Origin of the sequence: Pseudomonas sp. B19125 (assembly GCF_044218855.1) — a bacterium.
GTDB lineage: Bacteria > Pseudomonadota > Gammaproteobacteria > Pseudomonadales > Pseudomonadaceae > Aquipseudomonas > Aquipseudomonas edaphica.
Genome location: NZ_CP162589.1, coordinates 5,534,563 through 5,547,767, shown reverse-complemented (window position 1 = coordinate 5,547,767; position 13,205 = coordinate 5,534,563). Strand labels below are relative to the sequence as shown.

Genomic DNA, 13,205 nt, shown 5'->3' with positions numbered 1-13,205 from the left:
TCAGGTGACTGCACATGAATGATTTACAGATCGACGACATCAAGACCGACGAAAACGCTGCCATGGTGTTGCTGGTCGACGACCAGGCCATGATCGGCGAAGCTGTGCGGCGCGGCCTGGCTCACGAAGAAAACATCGACTTTCACTTTTGCGCCGACCCGCATCAGGCGATTGCCCAGGCGATCCGCATCAAACCGACGGTGATCCTGCAAGACCTGGTGATGCCCGGTCTTGATGGCCTGACACTGGTGCGCGAATACCGCAACCACCCGGCCACGGCGAATATCCCGATAATTGTGCTTTCGACCAAGGAAGACCCGCTGATCAAGAGCGCGGCGTTTTCGGCCGGGGCCAATGATTACCTGGTCAAGCTGCCGGATAACATCGAGCTGGTGGCGCGCATTCGCTATCACTCGCGCTCGTATATGACGCTGTTGCAGCGCGATGCGGCTTATCGCGCGCTGCGTGTGAGCCAGCAGCAATTGCTGGACACCAACCTGGTGCTGCAGCGGCTGATGAACTCCGATGGCCTCACCGGGCTGTCCAACCGCCGCCACTTTGACGAATACCTGGAGCTGGAATGGCGCCGTGCCATGCGTGACCAGACCCAGCTGTCGTTGTTGATGATCGATGTGGACTTCTTCAAGACCTACAACGACAGCTTTGGCCACGTCGAAGGTGATGAAGCCCTGCGCAAAGTCGCCGCGAGCATCCGTGAGGCCAGCAGCCGACCTTCGGACTTGCCGGCGCGCTACGGCGGTGAAGAGTTTGCGTTGGTGCTGCCCAATACTTCGCCGGGCGGTGCGCGCCTGGTGGCCGAGAAGCTGCGCATGGCGGTTGCGGGGCTGAAGATCCCGCACATTGCCCCGGCAGAAGGGGCGAGCCTGACTATCAGCATCGGCCTGTCGACCATGACGCCGTTGCAGGGTACGGATTGTCGGCAGTTGATCATGGCGGCGGACAAGGGGTTGTACACGGCCAAGCATAACGGGCGCAATCAGGTCGGTATCGAGTAAGCAGAACACCGCCGAACCCTTGTGGGAGCTGGCTTGCCTGCGATAGCGGCCTGTCAGTTACCACATCTGTACCTGATACACCGCTATCGCAGGCAAGCCAGCTCCCACATTTGATCTCAATCGTTCTGGAGATCGTCAACAACCCCGCCTTTTCGCCAAGCGGGCTGCCGTTAGCGCCGGTTTGTCGTTATACTCGTCGGCTTTCAAAAGTTCGCCAACGAGTGCTGCCCGCCATGGAAATCAACCCGATCCTTAACACCATCAAGGACCTGTCCGAGCGCTCCGAAACTATTCGGGGGTATCTTTGACTACGATCAAAAGCATGAGCGTCTGACCGAAGTCAATCGCGAGCTTGAAGATCCGGCTGTCTGGAACAAACCTGAATACGCCCAGGAACTGGGCCGCGAGCGTGCTGCGCTGGCGCAGATCGTCGACACCCTCGACGAGTTGAACACCGGTCTGGGCGATTGCCGCGACCTGCTGGACATGGCCGTCGAAGAAAACGACGAAGGCGCAGTGGGCGATGTCGTCGCCGAGCTGGCCCGTCTCGAGGAAAACCTCGCCAAGCTTGAATTCCGCCGCATGTTCAGCCACGAAATGGACCCGAACAACGCCTACCTGGACATCCAGGCCGGTTCCGGCGGCACCGAGGCCCAGGACTGGGCCAACATCCTGCTGCGCATGTACCTGCGCTGGGCGGATAAACGCGGTTTCGACGCCACCATCATGGAACTGTCGGCCGGTGAAGTCGCCGGTATCAAAGGCGCGACCGTGCACATCAAGGGCGAATACGCCTTTGGCTGGTTGCGGACCGAGATCGGCGTACACCGCCTGGTGCGCAAGAGCCCGTTCGACTCCGGCAACCGTCGCCATACCTCGTTCTCCGCCGTTTTCGTCTCGCCAGAGATCGACGACAAGGTGGAAATCGAGATCAACCCGGCCGACCTGCGGATCGACACCTACCGTTCCTCCGGTGCCGGTGGCCAGCACGTAAACACCACCGACTCGGCGGTGCGTATTACCCACGTACCGACCAACACCGTGGTCAGCTGCCAGAACGAACGTTCCCAGCACGCCAACAAGGACACCGCCATGAAAATGCTGCGGGCCAAGTTGTACGAGCAGGAAATGCAGAAGCGCAACGCCGCTTCCCAGGCGCTGGAAGACACCAAGTCGGATATCGGCTGGGGCCACCAGATCCGTTCGTATGTGCTTGATGCATCGCGGATCAAGGATCTGCGCACTAACATCGAACGCAGCGATTGCGACAAGGTGCTCGACGGTGATATCGACGAATACCTGGAAGCCAGCTTGAAATCGGGGCTGTAAACCGTCAGCCAAGACCTTAAGTCCCCTGCCACCGGTGGGGGCAACGAACCTGTGATGGAATTTCAAAAGACATGAGCGACCAACAACTCGACCCGCAAGCCCTGCAACAGGAAGAAAACTCCCTGATCGCCCTGCGCAAGGAAAAGCTTGCTGCCGAGCGCGCCAAGGGTAATGCCTTCCCGAACGACTTCCGCCGTGACAACTACTGCGATGCCTTGCAGAAACAGTACGCGGACAAGACCAAGGAAGAGCTGGCAGAGGCTGCAATCCCGGTCAAGGTGGCGGGTCGCATCATGCTTAACCGTGGCTCGTTCATGGTGATCCAGGACATGACCGGTCGCATTCAGGTGTACGTCAACCGTAAAACCCTGCCTGAAGAAACCCTGGCCTCGGTGAAAACCTGGGACATGGGCGACATCATTGCCGCCGAAGGCACCCTGGCGCGTTCCGGCAAGGGCGACCTTTACGTTGAAATGACCAGCGTGCGCCTGCTGACCAAGTCGCTGCGCCCGCTGCCGGACAAGCACCACGGCCTGACCGACACCGAGCAGCGCTATCGCCAGCGCTACGTCGACCTGATCGTCAACGAAGACGTGCGCCAGACCTTCCGCGTGCGTTCGCAAGTGATTGCGCACATTCGCAGCTTCCTGATGGCGCGTGACTTCCTCGAAGTGGAAACGCCGATGCTGCAAACCATCCCCGGTGGTGCCGCAGCCAAACCGTTCGAGACTCACCACAACGCGCTGGACCTGGAAATGTTCCTGCGTATCGCGCCGGAGCTGTACCTCAAGCGCCTGGTGGTTGGCGGCTTCGAGAAAGTGTTCGAGATCAACCGCAACTTCCGTAACGAAGGCGTCTCGACCCGTCACAACCCTGAATTCACCATGTTGGAGTTCTACCAGGCCTACGCCGACTACGAAGACAACATGGACCTCACCGAAGAACTCTTCCGCGAGCTGGCGCAGCTGGTACTGGGCAGCACTGACGTGCCGTACGGCGACAAGGTGTTCCACTTCGGCGAGCCGTTCGTGCGTCTGTCGGTGTTCGACTCGATCCTCAAGTACAACCCTGAGCTGACCGCTGACGACCTGACCGACATCGACAAGGCCCGCGCCATCGCCAAGAAAGCTGGCGCCAAGGTGCTGGGCTTCGAAGGCCTGGGCAAACTGCAGGTGATGATTTTCGAAGAGCTGGTGGAGCACAAGCTGGAACAGCCGCACTTCATTACCCAGTACCCGTTCGAAGTGTCGCCGCTGGCACGTCGCAACGATGACAACCCGAACGTCACCGACCGTTTCGAGCTGTTCATTGGCGGCCGCGAAATCGCCAACGCCTACTCCGAGCTTAATGATGCAGAAGACCAGGCCGAACGCTTCATGGCCCAGGTGGCCGACAAGGACGCCGGTGACGACGAGGCGATGCACTACGACGCCGACTTCGTTCGCGCCCTGGAATACGGCATGCCGCCGACCGCCGGTGAAGGTATCGGTATCGACCGGTTGGTGATGTTGTTGACCAACTCGCCGTCGATCCGCGATGTGATCTTGTTCCCGCACATGCGGCCACAAGCGTAACCGTAGCGAAATCCGAAGCCGCCTTTTATAAGGCGGCTTTTTTGTGTGACGAATTCAGCCGTCAGCAGAACGGCGCCAAGAGGCACGCGCTGAGCGTTCCCACGCTCTGCACAGGAATGCAGCCCGTGACGCTCCGCATAACTCATTAAAGGAAGATCTGTCGTGAACCGCGTAATGGCTCAAGAAGGCGCCGCCGGCATTGCTGCTGCCGTGGCTGATAGTGTCCAGTACCAGGGCCGCAAGGCCAGCCGTCGAGGCAGCGAGCAACGCCGGCAAGACATTCTCGATGCGGCCATGCGCATCGTCGTGCGTGATGGGGTACGCGGTGTGCGCCATCGCGCGGTGGCAGCAGAGGCCGGCGTGCCGTTGTCGGCCACCACCTATTACTTCAAGGACATTGATGACCTGCTCACCGATACCTTCGCCCAATACGTGGAGCGCAGTGCTGCCTTCATGGGCAAGCTGTGGGTGCGCAATGAAGGCCTGCTGCGCGAGATGGTCGCCTATGGCGATGGCAGCCCGCAGTCACGCTCACAACTGGCCGATGACATTGCACGGCTGACCGCCGACTACGTGATGCGCCAACTGACCAATCGCCGCGAACACTTGATGGCCGAACAGGCCTTTCGCCAGGAAGCCTTGCTTAACCCGCGCCTGGCTGAGCTGGTGCGCTCGCACCAGCAGATTCTGTTGCAGGGCACCGGGCAGTTTTTCCAGGTATTGGGTTCCCGCGAGCCGCAACAGGATGCCAGAGTGTTGACGGCGATAATCGGTCGGATGGAATATCAGGGCCTGCTCGGCGGCCCTGAGCCTCTGACGGGTGAAGAGATGCTTGAGATTCTCAAGCGTTACATGCATTTGGTGTTGGCCTCGGTCTAGCCCCGTGCGCAATCTGCTTTATGTGGGAGCCAGCTCCCACACTTGATGGGGTGCCCAATGAAAGCCTGGCGTGTCATTGCAATCGCCTTGTCCTTCCTGCTGCTCAGCGGTTGCCTGGTCACCTTCAAGGACCCACTGGCGGCCAGTGAAGCCGCGCCCGACGCCTTGCTCGGCCGCTGGTCGAGTAAAAACGCCTGGGGCGAACCGTTGAATCTGCAGATCACCCGTGTCGATCAGCAGCATTACAAGGCCGTGAGCTACCCTAAAGCCAAGCCGGGCCAGCGTGATGAGTACCTGTTTACGGTGTCGCGCCATGGCAACCGCTGGTACCTTTCTGCGCCGTTGCCGGCGGCCTTGGGTGGCAATTACTTCCTGGCCGGTTTTGACTTTGAAGGTAAGGGCGACAAAACGCGTGAATTGGTGGTCTACAACCTCGACCTTGAGCAGATCCATCAAGCCATAGGCCAAAATGCTTTGCGCGGCAGCACCGTGGAAACCGTCGAAGGTGACGGCGTGCGGGTCGACAGCCCCATGGACCAGGTATTTGCCTATCTGGATGACCCGGCCAATGCCGATGTGTTCGTTGAAGCCGTGCGCTACCGGCGCGCGGGCAAATAACGTTTAAAGAGGAAGCACCGGGTGGACGATTACCAGCAGACGATACGCACCTTGTCCGATCGCATTGTGCTGGCACAAACACCGATTCGCGTCCTCGACGCCGTGAAGTGGGACGAGAACATTCGCCAGGGGTTTCTCAAGGCCAAGGGCAAGGCCATGCCGGCGGTGGACCGCGATTACTACCTGGGCCGACCGCTGTCGTTCGACTCCAGCGCGGTGAAGCTGGAGTTCCAGAACATCGAGCGCGACATCACCCGCCGCCTCGGCCAGTTCAGCCCGGTGGGGCAGATCATGCGCCGCATGTGCCGCGAGTACCGCATGGTGGTGCGCATGCTCGAAGCGCGGGGCACCGAGGACTTCGGCCTGATTTCCCAGGAACTCTACGGCGCCGCCTCGGACGCGTTCCACGCCGGTGACCCGACGCTGGCCGACCTGGGCCTGATGATGTCTGACTACCTCAACCAGATCGACGGCCGTGGCGACCTCAAGGACGAAGCCAAGACGCTCACGGCCAAGCATGCCGTGGCCTTGCTGCAAACCCGTTTGAATAAGGTGTTCGGTGAGGCCGAAGAGACCATCCGCGTCTTCGAGTCCGACGGTATCGTCGCCGATGCGGCGGCGGGCGCCGACTACATCAAGATCCGCGCCGACGCGATGTTCAACGAGCGTGATGTGCGCGCGCTGGAAGTGCACGAAGGCCTGGTGCACGTCGGCACCACGCTCAATGGCCAGAACCAGCCGATCTGCACCTTTCTGTCCAAAGGGCCGCCCTCGTCAACGGTGACCCAGGAAGGCCTGGCGATTCTGATGGAGATCATCACCTTTGCCTCCTACCCCAGCCGCCTGCGCAAACTGACCAACCGCACCCGCGCCATCCATATGGTCGAAGAGGGCGCCGACTTCCTGCAGGTATTCGAGTTCTTCCGCGAGCAAGGCTTTGAGATGGCCGAAAGCTATGGCAATGCCAGCCGCGTGTTCCGTGGTTCGACGCCGACCGGTCTGCCGTTTACCAAGGATTTGTCCTACCTCAAGGGCTTTATCATGGTTTACAACTACATCCAGTTGGCCGTGCGCAAAGGCAAGTTGGAACAAGTGCCGCTGCTGTTCTGCGGCAAGACCACCCTGGAAGACATGCGCACCTTGCGCCAACTGGTCGACGAAGGCCTGGTGGTGCCACCCAAGTACCTGCCCGAGCAGTTTCGCGACATGAACGCCCTGGCGGCGTGGATGTGCTTCTCCAACTTCCTCAACCACCTGAGCCTGGACCGGATCGAGGCGGATTACTCGAATATCCTGTAGAGATTTCCCTGACACAACCGAATCAAAAAGGTGGGAGCTGGCTTGCCTGCGATAGCGGTGTATCAGTCACCGCTGTTTTAACTGAAAGACCGCTATCGCAGGCAAGCCAGCTCCCACATTTGATCTCATTGGTTCTTGAGAAATGAGTACAACCTATCAGCGAGGCTTCAACGGATGAGAATCCTCGGCATTCTTTGCCTGCTACTCACTTTAAACGGCTGCAGCTCACTGCTGTTCTACCCCGAACCCGGCCTGCCGTTCACGCCGGAAAAAGCCCACCTGGCCTATCGCGACGTCACCCTCACCACCGCCGACGGCGTAAAGCTGCATGCCTGGTGGCTGCCGGCCAAACCCGGTGTGCCGCTCAAAGGCACGGTGCTGCACCTGCACGGCAATGGCGGCAACCTGGCCTGGCATCTGGGTGGCAGCTGGTGGTTGCCGGAGCAGGGCTATCAAGTGCTGTTGCTGGACTATCGCGGTTATGGCCTGTCTGAAGGCAAGCCGTCCTTGCCGGCGGTGTATCAGGACATCGATGCCGCATTCGGCTGGATCGACAAGGCCCCTGAAACCCAAGGCCAGCCGCTGATCGTGTTGGGCCAGAGCCTGGGCGGTGCGCTGGCGGTGCATTACCTGGCGGCACACCCGCAGCGCCAAGCCCAGCTCAAGGCCCTGGTCCTGGACGGCGTGCCCGCCAGTTATCGTGATGTAGGACAATTCGCCCTCAGCACCTCCTGGTTAACATGGCCGTTTCAGGTGCCGCTGTCGTGGCTGGTGCCCGACGCCGACAGTGCGATCAATGCCATGCCCCAGCTTACCGGCGTGCCCAAGCTGCTGTTCCATAGCCTGGATGACCCGATTGTGCCGGTGGCCAACGGCATTCGCCTGTATCAGGCCGCGCCGCCGCCGAGGGTGTTGCAGTTGACCCGTGGCGGCCATGTGCAGACCTTCGCCGACAAGACCTGGCAAACCGTGATGCTGCGCTATCTGGACGACCCGCAGCACTTCAATGGCCTGCGCCGCCTGGGCGAGATACCGAATTACCCTATTCCTAAAGTTGATTCATCAGAGAGCCCGCAATGAGCGAAGAACGCAACATGATCCCGCTGATCCTCACCGGCATCGGCACCATCATCGGCACCGTCGGCTGCCTGTGGTTTTACGGCTACTTGCACTTCGCCAAGCCGGAAGATGCCTTGTTGCTCAGCGACTTCACCATGCTCAAGACCGTGCCGGGCGAGGACTACAAGGTCTCGCTGACTCCGGCTGCGCAGGTGGCGCAATGCATTGATGGCGTATTGGTGATGTTTGATACCGAACAGAAAGGCTTGAGCGGCGTACTGGTCAATAACAAGAAACAAGCCGTGCGTTGCATGGGCCAGGAAACCCCGCAACTTCAAGAGTAAAGCGCTTCAATGCAGCGATACTGAAATATCTGGAACCGTATTCCGTAGGATGCCACTTAAGGGCTTGTCAGCGCTGCTGATGGATAACTTATGAATGGCCAGCCAAGGGAGAGTTACGGTGAATATTGCTGCGATAGACAGGATGTTGGATATGGCCCGGGCGCAGCAAAGTTTGGATGAGTTCAGCGAGTGGGACGCAGAGCTTTCCCAAAAGGAGCAGGACGAAACCAGGCGGCGCACGGAGTTCGAGCTGGCGGGCGGCGACGACAGCAACCGTCAGATCCAATTCTGAAGCAAAAAAAACCACCGTTTCCGGTGGTTTTTTCATCCTGCGTCAATCAATCAGTTAGCAACGGAAGAGCGTGGCTTGACTGGCTGGTTGTCGTTGGAGATGGTCACTTCAACGCGGCGGTTCATGGCACGGCCCGAAACGCTGCCGTTGTCGGCAACCGGGTATTCCTTGCCGTAACCCTGGGTCACGATGCGCGAGATATCCACGCCTTGTTGAGCCAGTGCACGTTGTACCGAAGCGGCACGACGCTCGGACAGGCTCTGGTTGTACGAGTCCGAACCGGTGCTGTCGGTGTAGCCTTCGACGATCACTTTACGGTCCGGGTTGTCGCGCAGGAACTGAGCCAGTTTGGTGATGTTCACCAGGCCACTGGATTTCAGGTCGGACTTATTGGTGGCGAACAGCACGTCACCGAAGGTCACCAGAGTGCCGCGATCAGTCTGCTTGGCGTTCAAGCTGTCTTGCAGTTGCTTGATCTGTGCATCACGGGCTTGCAGCAGGGCGCGAGCACGTTCGTCGCCGGCGTTTTTCAGCTTGGCTTCGGATTCACGCAGCGAGATGGTGTCTTTGGCCACTTCCACACGCTGGTTGGTCAGGTAGGCCAGTTGGTCGACCTTCTTCTCGTCTTCCTTGTCGCGGTAGGCCTTGTCAGCCTTGTCCAGCCAATCCTGCGCGTCCTTGGTTTCCAGCGCCGCTACCTTGGTGGCTTGCGGGTTGGATTGCAGGGCCGAGAAGTTGGTCCGTGCGTTTTCCAGGTTCTGGTTCGGCGGGGTGGAGCACGCCGCCAGAGCAACGCTCATCGCCAGCAGGGCAGGGATCATCAATTGTTTACGCATAGTCGTGTCGTCCTTTCAATTCGATATCGGGTGCAGTGCAATCAGTGGCGGCGGCTTATTGCTGTTTGATAACAGCCGGGCGCATGCCTTCCTGACGCAGTTCCTGCACAGCTTTCTGGGAATCCTTCACAGCCTGGTCAGCCTTGGCAGCCTGGGCCTTGCGCTCTGCGACTCGGGCATCCCACTCGGCTTGCTCAGCCAGTTGACGCGCTTTGTCGTAGTTTTTGTCATGCATGGCCAGTTCGGCAGCTTTGAGCTTGTCCTGGGCCGACTTCATTTCTACCGCTGCGTACTCGGTGCCGCCGGCGCTGACTGCGCTGTTTACGGCGGACTGGGTCACGGCGTATTGCTCGGTCGGAGGGTTGCCGGCGCAGCCCGCCAGAACGAAGCTGGTGCCGATTGCCAGCGCGGCCAATTTCAGCCCGCGCAGATGGTTAAACGAGGATTTGGCAGTGCTGGTCTTCATCGTCTTCAACTCCATTGGATAACTCCTGAAAAAATCAAAATCCACTTCATTGGTTGGCGGTTGCAGGCCCGGCGGTAAAGCACCAAATGCCCTTTCAAACGGCCGTTCCAAGTGATGGCTTACTGGCTGTGACCGGAGCGTTTTTTCAAAAGTTCAGCGGAGATGGCGATTTGCCTAAAAAAATATCTGACTGTTTGGTCAGCGTTTAAAAGTTTGAACTTTCGCGTTGCGCAGAGGTACTCCGAGCCTCTGTGAGGCCCGGAATACAGGGGTTAAACGGGGGGTTCGAAGGTTTGTCAGTGTTGCTGTTTATCGGCGGTGGCTGATAAATCATGCAGATAGCGGCGTGACAGAGTCAGAAAGCGCGGCGTCGGGCCGACGTCCTCGTACAGTGGGTCACCCTCTTCATCGGTGGCGATCACATGCTGGCCCTTGATGTAGGGGAAGCTCGCTTCCAGCTCTTCAAGGGCCGCGCCGATCAGTTCGCCGAGCAATTCTTCGGTGCTGCGCTTGGGGTACATCTCGGCGATAGCGGCCAGGCGCGCAGCGGACTCGACGTCCAAGTGGATCGCGTACTCGGTTTTGGTCAGGCGACCCTTCGCGTTCTCTTCCCAATGTTGGGCCAGTTCTCGAATTTTCATGGCAACCTCAATAAGCCCGCGATGGCAGGCGGTGATGGGTGTCCAGTCGCCTGCGTGGGTAACACGACGACTCACTGTTGAGACTAGCTGCAAGTCGCAAGGTTTAAAGTGTCTTGTCAGAAACTGACGCGGGCGGCACTCTGGAAGGCCTGCGCGTCCCGGATTTCTGGCTGGAGATTGGCTGATGAGTGATATCGATGCACGCTTGCGTGAGGATGTTCACCTGCTGGGTGAGCTGCTGGGCAACACCATTCGAGAACAGTACGGCGATGCTTTTCTCGACAAGATCGAGCAGATCCGTAAAGGCGCCAAGGCTGACAGACGAGGTGCTGGCGATGAGCTGAGCACCCGCCTCAATCAGTTACAGGAAGATGAATTGCTGCCCGTGGCCCGGGCCTTCAACCAGTTTCTCAACCTGGCCAATATCGCCGAGCAGTACCAACTGATCCATCGGCGCGATGAATCGCAACCAGCGCCCTTCGAGTCTCGCGTGTTACCGGAGTTGCTGGCGCGCCTGCAAAGCGAAGGTCACAGCAATGAGTCCCTGGCCCGTCAGTTGGCGCGCCTGGAGATTGAGCTGGTGCTCACCGCCCACCCGACCGAAGTGGCGCGCCGCACCTTGATCCAGAAATACGATGCGATTGCCGCACAACTGGCGTTGCAGGATCACCGCGACCTCACCAGCGCCGAGCGCGAGCAGATCCGCCAGCGCTTGCAGCGGCTGATCGCCGAAGCCTGGCACACCGAAGAGATCCGCCGCATCCGGCCCACGCCGGTAGACGAAGCCAAGTGGGGCTTTGCGGTGATCGAGCATTCGCTGTGGCATGCCATTCCCAATTATTTGCGCAAGGCCGACCAGGCCTTGCACGCCGCCACCGGCCTGCGCCTGCCACTTGAGGCGGCGCCGATCCGCTTTGCTTCGTGGATGGGCGGCGACCGTGACGGCAACCCGAATGTCACCGCGCCGGTCACCCGCGAAGTGTTGCTGCTGGCGCGCTGGATGGCGGCGGATCTGTACCTGCGAGATGTCGATCATCTGGCGTCCGAGCTGTCGATGCAGCAGGCCAGCCCTGCATTGCAGGCCAAGGTCGGTGATAGCGTCGAACCTTACCGTGCCTTGCTCAAGCAACTGCGCGAACGCCTGCGCGCCACGCGTCAATGGGCGCATACCTCACTGACCGCCAGCACGCCTGCGCCTGCCGATGTGTTGCAAAACAACCGCGACCTGCTCGACCCGTTGGAGCTGTGCTACCAGTCGCTGCATGAGTGCGGCATGGGCGTGATCGCTGATGGCCCGTTGCTCGACTGCCTGCGCCGTGCCGTGACCTTCGGCTTGTTCCTGGTGCGCCTGGACGTGCGTCAGGATTCCAGTCGTCACTCGGCGGCCATGACCGAAATCACTGATTACCTGGGCTTGGGCCGTTATGAAGACTGGGACGAAGAAGCGCGCATCAGCTTCCTGAGCAAAGAGCTGACCAATCGCCGACCGCTGCTGCCGGGTTATTTCAAACCGTCGGCAGACACCGCCGAAGTGTTGAACACCTGCAAGGAAGTCGCCGCCGCACCGGCTGCATCACTCGGTTCTTATGTCATTTCCATGGCGGGTGCCGCGTCGGATGTGCTGGCCGTGCAACTGTTGCTTAAAGAGTCGGGCGTGCAACGGCCGATGCGCGTGGTGCCGCTGTTTGAAACCCTGGCCGACCTGGATAACGCCGGGCCGGTGATGGAGCGTCTGCTGCAATTGCCGGGTTATCGCGCGCGCTTGCAAGGCCCACAGGAAGTGATGATCGGCTATTCGGACTCGGCCAAGGACGCCGGCACCACCGCCGCTGCCTGGGCACAGTACCGGGCGCAGGAACGGCTGGTGGATATCTGCCGCGAGCAACAGGTGGAGTTGCTGTTGTTCCATGGTCGCGGCGGCACCGTTGGCCGTGGCGGCGGCCCGGCGCATGCGGCGATCCTGTCGCAGCCGCCAGGCTCGGTGGCGGGGCGTTTCCGTACGACCGAACAAGGCGAGATGATTCGCTTCAAGTTCGGCCTGCCGGACATTGCCGAGCAGAACCTCAACCTTTATCTGGCTGCCGTGCTCGAAGCCACGCTGCTGCCACCGCCGCCACCTGAGCCGGCCTGGCGGCATCTGATGGATGAATTGGCAGCAGACGGTGTCAGTGCTTACCGCGCCGTGGTGCGGGAAAATCCGCAGTTCGTCGAGTACTTCCGCCAGTCCACACCCGAGCAGGAGCTGGGCCGCTTGCCATTGGGCAGTCGCCCGGCCAAGCGCCGTGCGGGCGGTATCGAGAGCCTGCGCGCGATTCCGTGGATCTTCGGCTGGACCCAAACCCGCCTGATGCTGCCCGCCTGGCTTGGTTGGGAAGCGGCATTAAGCAAGGCGCTGGAGCGTGGCGAAGGTGAGTTGCTCGGCCAGATGCGCGAGCAATGGCCGTTCTTTCGCACCCGCATCGATATGCTCGAGATGGTACTGGCCAAGGCAGATGCCGATATTGCGCGGCTGTATGACGAGCGTTTGGTGCAGCCGGACCTGCTGCCATTGGGTGCGCACTTACGCGACCTATTGTCGCAGGCGTGCGACGTGGTACTTGGCCTGACCGGCCAGTCGCAACTGCTGGCCCATAGCCCGGACACGCTTGAGTTCATTCGCCTGCGCAACACCTACCTCGACCCGCTGCACCTGTTGCAGGCCGAATTACTGGCACGCTCGCGCCAGCAGGAGGCGGCGCAGGACAGCCCTCTGGAACAGGCGCTGCTGGTGTCTGTAGCCGGTATTGCCGCCGGTTTGCGCAACACTGGCTGAGGTTTTCTGCGTGTTCTCAATGGCTTGCAGATAAACAACG

At 60.0% G+C, this 13,205-nt stretch carries 13 protein-coding genes; 10 read left to right on the top strand and 3 right to left on the bottom strand.

Features of this window, described 5'->3' with window-relative positions; all coding sequences use genetic code 11:
• Positions 1-14 precede the first annotated feature (14 nt).
• From AB4P96_RS25275 to AB4P96_RS25235, 9 genes are all read left to right on the top strand, one after another.
• Complete coding sequence (locus AB4P96_RS25275; protein WP_017137099.1) at positions 15-1,016, top strand: PleD family two-component system response regulator; 1,002 nt, start codon at positions 15-17, stop codon at positions 1,014-1,016.
• Between the two features lie 233 nt (positions 1,017-1,249).
• Positions 1,250-2,345 (top strand): peptide chain release factor 2 gene (gene prfB, locus AB4P96_RS25270; RefSeq protein ID WP_096236834.1). Its coding sequence is split into 2 segments (ribosomal slippage): positions 1,250-1,321 and positions 1,323-2,345, totalling 1,095 coding nucleotides; the frame shifts between segments, so codons are not numbered across the junction.
• A 71-nt stretch (positions 2,346-2,416) separates the two neighbouring features.
• The gene (gene lysS, locus AB4P96_RS25265; RefSeq protein ID WP_017137101.1) at positions 2,417-3,919 is read left to right on the top strand and encodes a lysine--tRNA ligase; all 1,503 of its coding nucleotides are present in this window, start codon (positions 2,417-2,419) and stop codon (positions 3,917-3,919) included.
• A gap of 162 nt (positions 3,920-4,081) precedes the next feature.
• The gene (locus tag AB4P96_RS25260) at positions 4,082-4,798 is read left to right on the top strand and encodes a TetR/AcrR family transcriptional regulator (RefSeq protein WP_026013712.1); all 717 of its coding nucleotides are present in this window, start codon (positions 4,082-4,084) and stop codon (positions 4,796-4,798) included.
• 57 nt (positions 4,799-4,855) lie between these two features.
• Complete coding sequence (locus tag AB4P96_RS25255) at positions 4,856-5,416, top strand: hypothetical protein (protein ID WP_099548539.1); 561 nt, start codon at positions 4,856-4,858, stop codon at positions 5,414-5,416.
• Positions 5,417-5,437: 21 nt separating this feature from the next.
• Positions 5,438-6,715, top strand: coding sequence for a flavohemoglobin expression-modulating QEGLA motif protein (locus tag AB4P96_RS25250; protein WP_017137104.1), 1,278 nt, complete (start codon positions 5,438-5,440; stop codon positions 6,713-6,715).
• Between the two features lie 174 nt (positions 6,716-6,889).
• Positions 6,890-7,795: an alpha/beta hydrolase gene (locus AB4P96_RS25245; protein ID WP_138451331.1), complete on the top strand. Its 906-nt coding sequence runs from the start codon at positions 6,890-6,892 to the stop codon at positions 7,793-7,795.
• On the top strand, positions 7,792-8,118 hold the full coding sequence (locus tag AB4P96_RS25240) for a hypothetical protein (protein WP_017137106.1): 327 nt from the start codon (positions 7,792-7,794) through the stop codon (positions 8,116-8,118). Before AB4P96_RS25245 ends, AB4P96_RS25240 begins: the two co-directional genes overlap by 4 nt.
• Before the next feature lie 118 nt (positions 8,119-8,236).
• Positions 8,237-8,410 (top strand): hypothetical protein, encoded by a 174-nt coding sequence (locus tag AB4P96_RS25235; RefSeq protein ID WP_157786501.1) that lies wholly within the window; start codon positions 8,237-8,239, stop codon positions 8,408-8,410.
• Positions 8,411-8,460: 50 nt separating this feature from the next.
• Here the strand turns inward: AB4P96_RS25235 and AB4P96_RS25230 are convergent, their stop codons facing one another.
• The 3 genes from AB4P96_RS25230 to AB4P96_RS25220 form a co-directional block, all read right to left on the bottom strand.
• Complete coding sequence (locus AB4P96_RS25230) at positions 8,461-9,246, bottom strand: OmpA family protein (protein WP_017137108.1); 786 nt, start codon at positions 9,244-9,246, stop codon at positions 8,461-8,463.
• 55 nt (positions 9,247-9,301) lie between these two features.
• Positions 9,302-9,727, bottom strand: coding sequence for a DUF4398 domain-containing protein (locus AB4P96_RS25225; protein ID WP_017137109.1), 426 nt, complete (start codon positions 9,725-9,727; stop codon positions 9,302-9,304).
• Positions 9,728-10,008: 281 nt separating this feature from the next.
• Complete coding sequence (locus tag AB4P96_RS25220; RefSeq protein ID WP_099548541.1) at positions 10,009-10,353, bottom strand: pilin assembly protein; 345 nt, start codon at positions 10,351-10,353, stop codon at positions 10,009-10,011.
• A 184-nt stretch (positions 10,354-10,537) separates the two neighbouring features.
• Between AB4P96_RS25220 and ppc the strand changes: the two genes are divergently transcribed.
• Entirely contained in the window at positions 10,538-13,165 is a 2,628-nt protein-coding gene (ppc, locus tag AB4P96_RS25215; RefSeq protein ID WP_176991290.1) for a phosphoenolpyruvate carboxylase, read from the top strand.
• Positions 13,166-13,205: the final 40 nt, after the last annotated feature.